The sequence below is a fragment of the Roseicella sp. DB1501 genome, from assembly GCF_013112485.1.
Taxonomy (GTDB): Bacteria; Pseudomonadota; Alphaproteobacteria; order Acetobacterales; family Acetobacteraceae; genus Paracraurococcus.
The window spans coordinates 20,921-34,715 of record NZ_JABFHG010000008.1 but is presented as its reverse complement, the minus strand read 5'-3'; the positions used below and the strand labels follow the sequence as shown (position 1 = coordinate 34,715).

Below are 13,795 nucleotides of genomic sequence, written 5' to 3'. Positions count from 1 at the left end.
CGCCATGACCGTGCCCGCTTCCGACGCTGCCGCTTCCGTGTCGCCCCCCGCCGCCCACGACCGCATCCTGATCCTCGATTTCGGCAGCCAGGTGACGCAGCTCATCGCCCGCCGCCTGCGCGAGACCGGGGTCTATTGCGAGATCTGGCCCTTCACCGCCGGCGGCGAGCGGATCCGCGAATTCGCTCCGAAGGGCATCATCCTCTCCGGCGGCCCGGCCAGCGTCACCGAGGGCGCCTCGCCCCGCGCCCCGGCCGAGGTCTTCGAGAGCGGGCTGCCGGTGCTCGGCATCTGCTACGGCCAGCAGACCATGGCGACGCAGCTCGGCGGCACGGTCGAGGGCGGCCATGCGGCGGAGTTCGGCCGTGCCCATGTCGAGGTCACCGGCGAATGCGCCATCACCCAGGGCATCTGGGCCAAGGGCGCGCGCGAGCAGGTCTGGATGAGCCATGGCGACCGGATCACCCGGCTGCCGGCCGGCTTCCGCGTGGTGGCGAGCAGCGAGGGCGCGCCCTTCGCCCTCATCGCCGACGACGCCCGGCACTACTACGGCACCATGTTCCATCCGGAGGTGGTGCACACGCCGCATGGCGGGGCGCTGCTGCGGAACTTCACGCATCTGGTCTGCGGCTGCCGCGGCGACTGGACCATGGGCGCCTTCCGCGCCGAGATGATCGGCAAGATCCGCGCCCGGGTCGGCAAGGGACGGGTGATCTGCGGCCTCTCCGGCGGCGTCGATTCCTCGGTCGCGGCGGTGCTGATCCATGAGGCGATCGGCGACCAGCTCACCTGCATCTATGTCGATCACGGGCTGATGCGGGCGGGCGAGAGCGAGCAGGTGGTGGCGACCTTCCGCGACCGCTTCAACATCCGCCTGGTCCACCGCGATGCCTCCGGGCTCTTCCTCGGCCAGCTCTCCGGCGTCACCGACCCGGAGGTGAAGCGCAAGACCATCGGCCGGCTGTTCATCGAGGTCTTCGAGGAGGAACAGGCGAAGCTCGGCGGCGCCGATTTCCTCGCCCAGGGCACGCTCTACCCCGACGTGATCGAGAGCGTCTCGGCGACCGGCGGGCCGAGCGTGACCATCAAGAGCCACCACAATGTCGGCGGCCTGCCGGCGCATATGCGCATGCAGCTCGTCGAGCCGCTGCGCGAGCTGTTCAAGGATGAGGTGCGCGCGCTCGGCCGCGAGCTCGGCATTCCGGAGACGATCGTCGGGCGGCATCCCTTCCCGGGGCCGGGCCTCGCCATCCGCATCCCCGGCGAGGTGACGCGGGAGAAGGCCGACCTGCTGCGCAAGGTGGACACGATCTATCTCGAGGAAATCCGCGCCGCCGGCCTGTACGACGCGATCTGGCAGGCCTTCGCGGTGTTGCTGCCGGTGCGCACCGTGGGCGTCATGGGCGATGGCCGCACCTACGACCAGGCCTGCGCGCTGCGCGCCGTGACCAGCACGGATGGCATGACGGCGGATGTCTATCCCTTCGACATGGGCTTCCTGACCCGCGTCGCCTCGCGCATCGTGAACGAAGTGCGCGGCATCAACCGCGTCACCTACGACATCACGAGCAAGCCGCCCGGCACCATCGAGTGGGAGTGAGGCCGGCGCGCTGCCGCCTCAACCGCCGCCTGGGAACATCCTGATCCGCGCCGGATCGACGCCGCGGCCACCGGGAGGCGGGCGGCGGCCATCCGGTGCGCCGCCGGATGTTGGGCCGGGCGGCGGGAAGGGCAGGGGACCACCTGGGCGGAAGCCCGACGGCCCGCCGTCAAAGGGCCCGCGCTCCCGCCACTCCGCGTTGGGATCGATGCCGACGACCAGCGCCGCGACGTAACGGTCCCGCTGCTCGCGGATGGCGCAACAGGCGCCCTCGCCGGCCTCGGCGGCGATGCCGTCGGTGGCATTGGCGGTGTCGCGCGCCTCGGCCCGGCGATAGGCCGGCGCGTGCTCGTAGAGATACTGGCTCAGCGCATCGGGGAAGAAGACTTGGCCGGTCAGCACCGTGCGCGCGTGGAGGAAGACCTTGTAGTGCAGGTGCGTCGTCCGGCCGCGGTACCAGCCGGGATAGAGCGTGTCGAAGGTGACGATCCCTTGCGCATCCGTCGGCTGCGTGCCGCGGAGGAAGTGCTGCCCCTCGGTGCTGCGCGCCGCGTCGGAACCCTGGCGGGCGAAGCCGGAGTAGTTGCCCTGGGCGTCGCAATGCCAGAGATCGACCCGCGCGCCGGCGACCGGGCGGCAGGCCGCCGTCACCACCTGCAAGCCAAGGCGGAGCGGCACGCCAGGCAGCCCTTCGGTGATGTCCCGGCGCAGCAGCTTCGGGTCGAGATAGAAGGGGCCCTGCGTCACCGCCGGCGTGAGCTGGCAGATATCGGCGGCGATCAGCCCCATGGTCGCCGCGGCGAGGCCGGTATCGGGGACCGCCTGCGCCCGCGCGGCGAGCGGCGCGGCGAGGCCAGGGGCGACAAGGCTGGGCGCCGCGGCCAGGGACCGCAGCAGATGGCGACGGTCGGGATCCTGTTGCGTCATGCCCGCATCCTGCCATCCCTGCGTCGACGTGGGAATATGTCCCTCGGGGGCAGGCGCATCGGTCGAGCGCCACGCCGCCCTTGACCCCGCTCGACCGGGCATCCGAGGCTCGGCGCATCGGGCCGGCGCGAGACCGGCCAACCGGGAGGACCGCATGCATCCAAACATCCGGGCGCTGGTCTGCGCCGCTTTGCTCGCCCTGCCCGCCGCCGCGCCGGCCTGGGCGCAGCGCGTGCTGACCATCGGGGCGCAGACGCCGCCGAGCGCGCTCGATCCGCACTACCACAACACGCAGAACAACAACCAGATCGCGCGCATGGTCTTCGAGCCGCTCTTCGAGCTGGACACGAAGGCACAGTTCCAGCCGCGCCTCGCCCGCAGCATGCGGCCGGTGGACGACCTGACCTGGGAGGTGAAGCTCAACACCGCGGCGCGCTTCCATGACGGCACGCCCTTCGAGGCGGAGGATGTCGCCTTCACCTTCGCCCGGGTGCCGACAGTGCCGAACAGCCCGGCGCTCTTCACCCCGCAGGTGCGCAGCATCGTCAGCATCGAGGTGGTGGACCCGGAGACGATCCTGCTCCGCACCCGCGAGCCGAACCCGCTGATGCGCTACGACATGAGCGGGCCGGTCATCCTCTCGCGCAAGATCCACGGGCCTGCCCCGCAGACCGCGGATTTCAACAGCGGCAAGCTGATGCTCGGCACCGGCCCCTACCGCTTCGTCTCCTGGCGGCAGGGCGAGCATGTGGAGCTCGCCAGCAACGCGGCCTGGCACGGGCCAGTCGAGCCTTGGGACCGCGTGCTCTACCGCTTCATCCCGCAGCCCGGCGCCCGCACCGCGGCGCTGCTCGCCGGCGAGGTCGACCTGATCGACTACGTGCCGGTGCAGGACGTGCCGCGGCTGGAGAAGGACCGCCGCTTCGCCCTGTTCCAGGTGGACAGCATCACCTTCGTCTATCTCGCCCCGGATGCGATGCGCGAGACCTCGCCCTTCGTCACCGACCGGCAGGGGCGCCCGCTGCCGGCCAATCCGCTGGCCGACCGGCGGGTGCGGCAGGCGCTGTCGCTGGCCATCCCGCGCCAGCCGATCGCCGAGCGGCTCTATAGCGGCATGGCCTCGCCGGCCGACCAATTCGCGTCGCCGGTCGCCGAGCACCGGCTGGAGGGGGTCGGCCCGCTGCCCTACGACCTGGCGCGCGCCCGGGCGCTGCTCGCCGAGGCGGGTCTGGCGGAGGGTTTCCGCCTGACCATCCATGGGCCGAGCGGCTTCTTTCCCTCCGACGACAACCTGCTGCAGGCGATCGCTCAGGGCTTCAGCCGCATCGGCGTCGAGACCCAGGTGCAGACCCTGCCGCCGGCCACGCTCTTCACCCGCGCGACCAACCGCGACTTCTCGCTCTTCATGACCTATTTCAGCAGCTACCTCTCGCTGAACCCGCTGCGCCAGGTGGTGATGACGCGGGATGCCGAGCGCGGCCACGGCCCGTTCAACCGTCAGCGCTACTCCAACCCGGAGGTGGACCGGCCGCTCGCCGCCGCGCTGACCACCATGGACGAGGTACAGCGGAAGGCGCTGACCCAGCAGGCCTCGCGGGCGCTGCTTGAGGATATGGGCGTGATTCCGGTCATCAACCTGCGCAATGTCTGGGCCGGGCGGCGCGACCGCGTGGTCTACGAGCCGAGCCCGCCGAACCATACCGAGCCGCGGCTGGCGCGCCCGCCGGGTTGACCGCCGGCTTGGCATCCCGATTGCTCGCCCCCGATTGCAGACCCTGGCTTGACCCTGGCCGGTGCCGGGCCGACGCTCGGGGCCTTCGCATGGACCATGGACCGGTCGCGGCCACGGCGCCGCCGGCATTCGGTCTGCAAGGCCCTGGTCTGCAAAGGCAAGGAAGGACCCGCATGCCCGACGCCGCCCTGCTCGCCCGCCTCGCCGAGGCGGTGGAGGCGAATTTCGACCAGGAGGTTGCCTTCCTCGCCGACCTCGTCCGCTTCCCGAGCACCCGCGGCAACGAGGCGCCGCTGCAGGACTGGATGGCGCGGCAGATGGCGGCGCGCGGCTATGGTGTCGACCGCTACACCCTGGCCGATGTGCCGCTGCCCGCGCATCCCAAGGCGAGCCCGATGGTCGATGTCGGGCTGCAGACCTCGGTGCAGGTGGTGGCGACGCACCGCGCCGCGAACCCGACCGGCCGCAGCCTGATCCTGCAGGGGCATATCGACGTGGTGCCGGAGGGCCCGGTCGAGATGTGGACCTACCCGCCCTACAGCGCGACGATCCGCGACGGCTGGATGTATGGCCGCGGCGCGCATGACATGAAATCGGGCGTCGCCGCCATGGTCTTCGCCATGGATGCGCTGAGGGCGGCCGGCCTCGCCCCCGCCGCCGATGTGCATGTGCAGACGGTGACGGAGGAGGAGAGCACCGGCAACGGCGCCCTCTCCACCCTGGTGCGCGGCTACCGGGCCGAGGCGGCGCTGGTCACCGAGCCGACCGGCGGCACCATCACCCGCGCCCATACCGGCACGCTCTGGTTCCGCATCAAGGTGCGCGGGGTGCCGGTGCATGTCATGGAGGCGCAGGCCGGCACCAATGCCATCCTCTCGGCCTTTCACCTGATCCAGGCCCTGCAGGCGCATACCGCCGAGCAGAACGAGGCGGCGAAGGCCGATCCCTGGTACGCCGCCATCGAGTCGCCGCTGAAATTCAACCCGGGCATCATCCGCGGCGGCGACTGGGCGAGCTCGACGCCGGCCTGGTGCGAGGTGGATTGCCGCATCGGCCTGCTGCCGGGGACCGAGGTGAAGGACGCCCAGGCCGGGGTGGAGCGCTGCATCGCCGCGGCGGCGCGGCGCGACAATTTCCTCGCCAACAACCCGCCCGTCGTCGAGTGGCACGGCTTCCTCGCCGATGGCTACGTGCTGGAGCCTGGCAGCGAGGCGGAGGCGGTGCTGGCGGCGGCGCATGCGCAGGTCTTCGGCGCGCCGATGGAGGCGCGGGTCAGCACGGCGGTGAACGACACCCGCTTCTATGGCCGCTATTTCGGCATCCCCGGCCTCTGCTACGGGCCGAAGGGGGAGGGGGCGCATGCCTTCGACGAGCGCACCAACCTCGAGCAGCTGAAGAAGACCACGCTCTCCATCGCCGCCTTCATCGCCGATTGGTGCGGCACCCGGCCGCTCGCCGCGCCAGGTGGCTGAAGGCTTGCGGCTGAAGGCTTGCCAGGCGGCGGGCTTCCCTGACAAACAGCGCCCGCCGATATCGAGGAGAGAGGCCATGCCAGCCTTCCGGCGGGCCGCCTGGCCCGGATGCGGCCGGGTGGCCGCGACCGCCCTGCTGTTGCTGCTTCCGGGCTTGGCCCAGGCCCAGACCAGGCCCCAGCCCCAAACCCAGGATTCGCCCGTGCCGCGCGCCGGCGCCGCCGCCCGGCCGAATGCCGGGGCGGCCGGGCCGGGCCTCGGGCCCTTGCAGACCGAGCCCGGGGATATCTGGGCCGAGGTGCGCAGCTGGACCCGCCATATGGACAAGGCCGAGGCGCCGGCCGCCACGGCCCCGGCGAAGGCGCGCTGCGCGGCCGGCACCGCCGGCTGCACCCGCAAGCCGGCGAAGACGCGCAGCGACCCGGGCTGAGTCGGTGCCGGGCTCGGGGAACTGGGCGCCGGCAACTGCACAGCCGAGTGAGCCGATCCGGCAAGGCGAGTCGTGCCCCGGTACAGCATGGACGCGCGGCGCAGACGGGCGCGGATGCGAATGGTGCGATGTGCGGCCCGCGCGCAACGCCGCCGCGCTCTCGCCGGCGGGGCTGGCCGGCAGTCTGCGACTCGCGGTGCCGCGGCCATTTCCAAGCTGCAGGACAGGTATCGACTGGCCGCGCGCCGATGCTGCGGAATGCATCTTGTCGGCAACGGAAAGCCTTGACTGCGGCCCCAGCGTCGCGACCTCATACGTGAACGAAATGCGAACTCGCGCTTGCCGCCTGGATTTTCCCGATCCCGATCTTCTTGCAACCTGACACCCGATATGGTGTTAGGATGGACCACTTGCTCCAATATCTTGTGTGAGGATCCTCCAACATGCATGCTCCGGTCAGCAGGATGGAAGGGGATGCGACCGTGTTCGATGCGGTGCAGTTGGAAGGTCATCACCAGGTCCAGGTCGAGCGCACGCGCGACGCGCTGCTGACGGATTTCGGCAAGGCGACCCTCGACGACCGCTACCTGCTGCCCGGCGAAAGCTACCAGGACCTTTTCGCGCGCGTGGCCAGCGCCTTCGGCGACGACGCGGCGCATGCGCAGCGGATCTACGACTACATCTCGCGGCTCTGGTTCATGCCGGCGACGCCGGTCCTGTCCAATGGCGGCACGACGCGCGGCCTGCCGATCTCCTGCTTCCTGAACGAGGCCTCCGACAGCCTCGACGGCATCGTCGGCCTCTGGAACGAGAATGTCTGGCTGGCCGCCAAGGGCGGCGGCATCGGCAGCTACTGGGGCAATCTCCGCGGCATCGGCGAGAAGGTCGGGCGCAACGGCAAGACCTCCGGCGTCGTCCCCTTCATCCGGGTGATGGACAGCCTGACCCTGGCGATTTCGCAGGGCTCGCTGCGGCGCGGCTCGGCCGCCTGCTACCTGCCGGTCAACCATCCCGAGATCGAGGAGTTCATCGAGATCCGCCGGCCGACCGGCGGCGACCCGAACCGCAAGGCGCTGAACCTGCACCACGGCATCCTGGTGCCGGATGCCTTCATGCGCGCGGTCGAGGCGGATGAGGAATGGCCGCTGGTCAGCCCGAAGGACGGCGCCATCGTGCGCAAGGTCGCGGCCCGCGCCCTCTGGATCCGCATCCTGACGGCGCGGATCGAGACCGGCGAGCCCTACCTGGTCTTCGCCGACCAGGTGAACCGGGCGCGGCCGGAGCACCACAAGCTGGCCGGGCTGGAGGTGAAGACCTCCAACCTCTGCTCCGAGATCACCCTGCCGACCGGCATCGACCAGCACGGCCGGGACCGCACCGCCGTCTGCTGCCTCTCCTCGCTCAACCTTGAGACCTGGTTCGAGTGGAAGGACAATCCGCGCTTCATCCCGGACGTGATGCGCTTCCTCGACAACGTGCTGCAGGAATTCATCGACACCGCGCCGGATTCCATGGCCAAGGCGAAGTACTCGGCGATGCGCGAGCGCAGCGTCGGCCTCGGCGTCATGGGTTTCCACAGCTTCCTGCAGGCGCTGAACGTGCCCTTCGAGAGCGTGGTGGCGAAGGTCTGGAACAAGCGGATGTTCAAGCACATCCGCGAGCAGGCCGACCTTGCCAGCCGGCAGCTCGCCGAGGAGCGCGGGCCCTGCCCGGATGCCGCCGAATACGGCTTCATGGAGCGCTTCTCGAACAAGATGGCGATCGCGCCGACCGCCAGCATCAGCATCATCTGCGGCGGCGCCTCGCCGGGCATCGAGCCGATCGCGGCCAATGTCTACAACCACAAGACGCTCTCGGGCAGCTACATCGTCCGCAATCCCTATCTGCGGAAGGTGCTGGCGAAGCATGGCCGTGACGACGAGGAGACCTGGACCAGCGTCACCGTCAACAAGGGCAGCGTGCAGCATCTCGACTTCCTGAGCGAGCAGGAGAAGGCGACCTTCAAGACCGCCTTCGAGCTCGACCAGCGCTGGGTGATCGAGCATGCCGCCGACCGCACGCCCTATGTGTGCCAGAGCCAATCGGTGAACATCTTCCTGCCGGCCAATGTCCACAAGCGCGACCTGCACCAGATCCACTGGATGGCCTGGAAGCGCGGCGTGAAGTCGCTCTACTACTGCCGCAGCCTCTCCATCCAGCGCGCCGACACGATCAGCGAGAAGGTGGTGCCGAACCTGCTGAGAGTCACCGCGGTGAACGAGGTGGCGGCGGTGCAGGTGCCGCCCGCGCCGGCGGCGGCGAGCACGAATTACGAGGAATGCCTGGCCTGCCAGTGAGGCGGCGTCGGAGCCACGCCGCGCAATTCATGCCTGGCGAGGCTTATGATCAGATGGTGCGCGTCCGTCTCTCTAAAGCCCCGGAGAAGGTCAAGGCCAGCCAACAGCGCTGGGCTGGCTTGCTCAAGGGCTTGGCATTGAACGCTGAGCTCGGGCGGCCCGGGACGGCGCGCCAGCCGGCCTGACTTGGCGCGGCGGCATTGCCGGCGCGTGACGTTCGACATCGACCTCGCCCGCTGCCTTGCGAGAACCGGGGCCCTGCCGGCGGCACCAAGCGCGGTCCGCGTGCTGCACGGCAACCTGCATCACGGCAATGACCTCGATTTCGGCCCGCCCGGCTGGCTTGCCATCGATCCACGAGGGGCTGATCGGCGAGCGCGGCTTCGACTTCGCCACGATCTTCACCAACCCCGATCTGGCCGATGCAGCGCCGCCGGCGGTGGCGGGCCTCGCGCGGCGACGCCTGCCGCGATGGATCCTCGCCTGGACCGGCCTCTCCGAAGCCTGATTCATCGGTGATGGCCTGCCAACCGTCTTGGACCTTCGGGTGGCGGCGCTCGCCACGGTGGAGTTCGATCGCCGAACAACAAGCCGTGGTGTGCTGAAACGGCCACAGACGCTAGATGTTGTGTTGGAGTGCGGGTTGCTGCCGGCACGGCGTCCTTGTCCCGGCGAGGGGCGGGTCGCATAGTGCCGAAGTCGACTCCAAGGCCGGAACCCCCGACCAGGGATTCGCTTCCCGGCAACCGGCCGGGGCGACACCAGCGCCCGATGTCATCGCGGCGGGACGGTCCCCGGATCGTCCCGTCCTCCACCCGATTGCACGAGACGAGCGGAAACCCCATGCCCGACGGCCTCCCCACCGGCCCCCAGCCCCGCTTCGACCTGCTCACCGCCAATCCCGTCTACAAGCCCTTCCGCTATCCCTGGGCCTATGACGCCTGGCTGACGCAGCAGCGCGTGCATTGGCTGCCCGAGGAGGTGCCGCTCGCCGACGACGTGAAGGACTGGCAGAGGAACCTCAGCGCCGCCGAACGGAACCTGCTGACGCAGATCTTCCGCTTCTTCACCCAGGCGGATGTCGAGGTGAACAACTGCTACATGAAGCACTATTCGCAGGTGTTCAAACCGACCGAAGTGCTCATGATGCTGTCCGCCTTCAGCAACATCGAGACGATCCACATCGCCGCCTATTCCCACCTGCTCGACACGGTGGGCATGCCCGAGGTGGAGTACACGGCCTTCCTCAAATACAAGGAGATGAAGGACAAGTTCGACTACATGCAGAACTTCTCGGTCGCCAACAAGACCGAGATCGCCAAGACGCTGGCCGCCTTCGGCGCCTTCACCGAAGGGCTGCAGCTCTTCGCCTCCTTCGCCATCCTCATGAACTTCCCCCGCTTCAACAAGATGAAGGGGATGGGCCAGATCGTCTCCTGGTCGGTGCGGGACGAGACGCTGCACTGCCTCTCCATCATCCGCCTCTTCCGCACCTTCGTGCAGGAGAATCCGGAGATCTGGACCGAGCAGCTCAAGCGCGAGATCGTCGAGATCTGCACCACCATCGTCGAGCACGAGGACGCCTTCATCGACCTCGCCTTCGAGCTCGGCGGCGTCGAGGGGCTCGATGCGGAGCAGACCAAGCGCTACATCCGCTTCATCGCCGACCGCCGCCTGCAGCAGCTCGGCCTCGACCCGCACTACGCCATCGAGAAGAACCCGCTGCCCTGGCTCGACGAGATGCTGAACGCGATCGAGCACACCAATTTCTTCGAGAATCGCGCGACCGAATACTCGCGGGCCAGCACCGACGGCTCCTGGGAGGATGTCTGGGCGCCGAGCATCGGCGAGCACTGGGCGGCGGAGGACATGGCGTCGCGCTGAGGCGTCCCGCCCTGTCGCCGCCTGCGGCACGCGCCGCCGGCAGGCGGCGGGGCGGCCATCGTCACCGATCGGGTGATTTCACCCGGCCGCAATCTGCTTTAGATGTACCGTCATGCTGAGGACCATCCGCCTCTTCGCCCTCTTCCTCGTGCTCCTGCTCGGCGGCTTCTGGGCCTTCGCCTGGGCCATCCGCGCGCCCGGGCAGAGCATGACGGAGGCGCTGCCCGCCGCCTTCGCTACGCTCTTCGGCAACCAGACCAGCCTGCCCTCGGCGGGCGGCGTGCAGCTGGCGCAGGGGCTCTCGCTCGGCGGCTCCTTCCGCCTCACCGACCAGTCCGGCCGCGAGGTGACCGAGCGCGACTATGCCAATGGCTGGATGCTCGTCTATTTCGGCTATACCTACTGCCCCGATGTCTGCCCGACCGAGCTCGGCACCATGGCCTCGATCATGGACGCGCTGGGTCCGGCCGGCGCGAAGGTGACGCCGGTCTTCATCTCCGTCGATCCGCAGCGCGATACGCCGGAGGTGCTGAAGGACTACGTCGCCCGTTTCCATCCGCGCCTGCAGGGGCTGACCGGCACCCCGGAGCAGGTTGCCGAGGTCGCGCGGCGCTTCCGCGTGTACTATGCCAAGGTCCAGCGGCCCGACATGACCGACTACCTGATGGACCATTCGAGCTTCCTCTACCTCGTCGGGCCCGATGCCAAGGTGCGCGCCCTGTACCGGCCGGAGACGCGCCCCGAGGATATCGCCGCCGGCATCGCCGCCCAGATCGGCGCCGGCCGCGCAGCCCAGGGTTGAAGCCATGCGGGCCGGCGGGTTTATTGGGCGTCCTGTGCGACAACCGGACACCCTGGCCGCCCGGTGCCAGGACTGGAGATGAAGGACGATGGTGGACGAGGCTTCGGACCAGGATGGCATGCGGGATGGCGGGCGCGGCACGGCGCCGCGGCACAGCCGTCGCCTGTCCGACAAGATCCTGATCGCCTTCCATCACGCCTGCGACCAGTCCGACTACGAGGTGGCGGAGCAGCTGCTGCGCATCCTCGAGATGATGCTGACGCGGCGCCCCGCCTCCCCGGACACCAACCGCCGGCGCAACATGGAGAGCCTCGTCGCGGCGCATGAGCGGCTCTGGTACCTGCGCCATCCGGAAACGCAGGAGAGCTGAGCCTCGCGCACCCGAGGCCGGCGGGGGATGCCGCGGCGGATCAGGCCGCGCCGGGCAGCCGCTCGCCCTCGCGCAGCACCGCCTGCGCCGCACCGGTGAAGCCATCGGCATCGTGCAGCACCAGGCCCGGCTCGATCCGCGCCGGGCCGCGGCCGCCGCGCCGCGCTTGCAGCAGCACCCGCTTCGCCGGCTGCCCGGCCCGCGGCCAGAAGGGCAGCAGCCGGACCCCGCCGCAGCCCGCGCCGGCCAGCGCCGCCATGCCGGCCTCGAGCCGCGCCGCCGGCAGGATCAGGCTCAGGCTGCCGCGCCGGGCGAGGGGAGCGGCGAGGAAGTGCGCCCAATCGGCCAGCCCCGCCTCCTCATGCGTCGCCGCCCGGCGCAGCGGCGCCGGCGGGGCGGTGCCGCCGGGCCAGTAGGGCGGATTGGCGAAGGCGTGGTCGCAGCTCGCCAGGCGCGCTGCGAGGGCGAGGTCGCGCACATCGCCCGCGATCACCTCCACCTGCTTCGCCAGCCCGTTGGCGGCGGCATTCTCCCGGGCGAGGGCGGCCAGGTCGGGATCCCGTTCCAGGGCGAGGATGCGCAGGCCGGGCACCCGCGCCGCCAGGCAGAGGAAGCCGGCGCCGCTGCCGCAGCCGGCCTCCAGCACCCGCTCGCCCGGCCGCGCCGGTACGCCGGCCGCCAGCAGCACCGCATCCAGCCCGGCCCGCAGCCCCGCCCGCGGCTGGCGCAGCCGCACCCGGCCGCCGAGCAGGCAGTCCTCGGTGAAGGCGGCCGCCAGGGTCACGCCGTGGCCTCGCCCGCCTCGCGCAGCACCTGCCGGGCGCGCGCCAGATCCGCCTCGGCCACCGCGAGCCGGCGCGGGAAGGCGCCGATCCCGCCCTCGACGGCGCTGATATGCGCATCCAGGAGAATGCATACGATGCCGGCATCGCGCAGCAGCGCCATCAGGAAACTCACCCGCACGGGGTCCGTGCTCTCCGCGACGACACGCATTCCGGTCAGAACCCCTTGTTTTCCCTGCGCTTGCCGCCACCTGGGAGCGTCGTTATGGTGCCGCCCCCTGGAGCGGATCGCGGAAGGGCGTGAACGTCCGAACGCGTGAATCCGCTCTGGAAACAACAGGCTGCAGCGGAGCAGCGTTCAATCCTGAACGCAATCCGCTGTAGAGACAGGTCAAGTGAAGTGGACGCGGAAGCGGGCGCGATGGCGGATATGTCGCCGATGATGACGGCCGCGTCCGGCGGTGAGGATGCGCTGACGGCGCTGACCACGCTCGTCGGCGAGGATCTCGAGGCCTGCAACCGGCTCATCGTCGCGCGCATGCACAGCCCCGTGGCGCTGATCCCGCAGCTCGCGGCGCATATCGTGGCCGCCGGCGGCAAGCGGCTGCGTCCCCTGCTGACCCTCGCCGCCGCCCGCCTCTGCGGCTATCGCGGCGACCGGCACGTGGCGCTCGCCGCCTGCGTCGAGTTCATCCATACCGCGACCCTGCTGCATGACGACGTGGTCGATGAGAGCGCGCTGCGCCGCGGCCAGGCCAGCGCCAATGCGCTCTTCGGCAACAAGCCCTCCGTGCTGGTCGGCGACTTCCTCTTCGCCCGCGCCTTCGAGCTGATGGTGCAGGACGGCTCGCTGCGCGTGCTGGCGATCCTCTCCGCCGCCTCGGCGACCATCGCCGAGGGCGAGGTGCTGCAGCTCGTCACCCAGAACGACACCACCACGACCGAGGCGCAGTACCTGCAGGTCATCGAGGGCAAGACCGCCGCGCTCTTCGCCGCCGCGACCCGGATCGGCGCCGTGGTGGCCGACCGCCCGGCGGCGGAGGAGGCGGCGCTCGAAACCTATGGCCGCGCCCTCGGCACCGCCTTCCAGCTGGTGGACGACGCGCTCGACTACGCCGCGGAGGAGGAGCGCCTCGGCAAGACGATCGGCGACGACTTCCGGGAGGGCAAGATCACCTTGCCGGTGCTGCTGGCCTTCCAGCGCGGCGACGAGGATGAGCGCGGCTTCTGGCGCCGCACGCTCGAGGCGCGCGAGCAGGCGCCGGGCGACCTCGCGCGGGCGCAGCGTCTGATCGAGCAGCACCAGGCTCTGCGCGACACCGTCGAGCGCGCGCGCGCCTATGGCGAGGAGGCGCTGGCGGCGCTGGCGATCTTCCCGGACGGGCCGGAGCGCCGCGCGCTGGCCGATATCGTCGCCTTCTGCATCGCCCGGGCGCGCTGAACCGGCGCGGATTTATCAC

At 70.2% G+C, this 13,795-nt stretch carries 12 protein-coding genes and 1 pseudogene; 10 read left to right on the top strand and 3 right to left on the bottom strand.

Translation table 11 applies throughout. The annotated features are described in order from the left end of the window. The first annotated feature begins 4 nt into the window (after positions 1–4). A complete protein-coding gene (gene guaA, locus HJG45_RS16580; RefSeq protein ID WP_171613220.1) occupies positions 5–1,600 on the top strand; it encodes a glutamine-hydrolyzing GMP synthase in 1,596 nt (531 codons plus the stop codon). 18 nt (positions 1,601–1,618) lie between these two features. On the opposite strand, the gene HJG45_RS16575 is transcribed toward guaA, so the two are convergent. Continuing rightward, entirely contained in the window at positions 1,619–2,527 is a 909-nt protein-coding gene (locus HJG45_RS16575; RefSeq protein ID WP_171613219.1) for an intradiol ring-cleavage dioxygenase, read from the bottom strand. A gap of 154 nt (positions 2,528–2,681) precedes the next feature. On the opposite strand from HJG45_RS16575, the gene HJG45_RS16570 reads away from it, so the two are divergent. The 8 genes and pseudogenes from HJG45_RS16570 (at position 2,682) to HJG45_RS16535 (ending at position 11,553) form a co-directional block, all read left to right on the top strand. Then, positions 2,682–4,259: an ABC transporter substrate-binding protein gene (locus tag HJG45_RS16570; protein ID WP_171613218.1), complete on the top strand. Its 1,578-nt coding sequence runs from the start codon at positions 2,682–2,684 to the stop codon at positions 4,257–4,259. A gap of 173 nt (positions 4,260–4,432) precedes the next feature. Beyond that, on the top strand, positions 4,433–5,731 hold the full coding sequence (locus HJG45_RS16565; RefSeq protein ID WP_171613217.1) for an ArgE/DapE family deacylase: 1,299 nt from the start codon (positions 4,433–4,435) through the stop codon (positions 5,729–5,731). 202 nt (positions 5,732–5,933) lie between these two features. After that, the gene (locus tag HJG45_RS16560) at positions 5,934–6,161 is read left to right on the top strand and encodes a hypothetical protein (protein WP_171613216.1); all 228 of its coding nucleotides are present in this window, start codon (positions 5,934–5,936) and stop codon (positions 6,159–6,161) included. 443 nt (positions 6,162–6,604) lie between these two features. Next, positions 6,605–8,497, top strand: a complete 1,893-nt coding sequence (locus HJG45_RS16555; RefSeq protein WP_171613215.1) for a ribonucleoside-diphosphate reductase subunit alpha — start codon at positions 6,605–6,607, stop codon at positions 8,495–8,497. Between the two features lie 282 nt (positions 8,498–8,779). Then, positions 8,780–8,915 (top strand): annotated as a pseudogene (locus HJG45_RS29630) (aminoglycoside phosphotransferase family protein); the annotation flags it as partial. Between the two features lie 425 nt (positions 8,916–9,340). Beyond that, a complete protein-coding gene (locus tag HJG45_RS16545) occupies positions 9,341–10,381 on the top strand; it encodes a ribonucleotide-diphosphate reductase subunit beta (RefSeq protein WP_171613214.1) in 1,041 nt (346 codons plus the stop codon). 112 nt (positions 10,382–10,493) lie between these two features. After that, entirely contained in the window at positions 10,494–11,183 is a 690-nt protein-coding gene (locus HJG45_RS16540; protein WP_171613213.1) for an SCO family protein, read from the top strand. Between the two features lie 88 nt (positions 11,184–11,271). After that, positions 11,272–11,553 carry a hypothetical protein gene (locus HJG45_RS16535; RefSeq protein WP_171613212.1) on the top strand — a complete coding sequence of 94 codons (282 nt, stop codon included), beginning with the start codon at positions 11,272–11,274 and terminating at the stop codon, positions 11,551–11,553. Positions 11,554–11,593: 40 nt separating this feature from the next. On the opposite strand, the gene HJG45_RS16530 is transcribed toward HJG45_RS16535, so the two are convergent. Continuing rightward, on the bottom strand, positions 11,594–12,337 hold the full coding sequence (locus HJG45_RS16530) for a tRNA1(Val) (adenine(37)-N6)-methyltransferase (protein WP_368040617.1): 744 nt from the start codon (positions 12,335–12,337) through the stop codon (positions 11,594–11,596). Then, the gene (locus tag HJG45_RS28425) at positions 12,334–12,546 is read right to left on the bottom strand and encodes a DUF2007 domain-containing protein (RefSeq protein WP_217362952.1); all 213 of its coding nucleotides are present in this window, start codon (positions 12,544–12,546) and stop codon (positions 12,334–12,336) included. Before HJG45_RS28425 ends, HJG45_RS16530 begins: the two co-directional genes overlap by 4 nt. A gap of 228 nt (positions 12,547–12,774) precedes the next feature. On the opposite strand from HJG45_RS28425, the gene HJG45_RS16525 reads away from it, so the two are divergent. Next, positions 12,775–13,776 carry a polyprenyl synthetase family protein gene (locus HJG45_RS16525; protein WP_254452579.1) on the top strand — a complete coding sequence of 334 codons (1,002 nt, stop codon included), beginning with the start codon at positions 12,775–12,777 and terminating at the stop codon, positions 13,774–13,776. Positions 13,777–13,795: the final 19 nt, after the last annotated feature.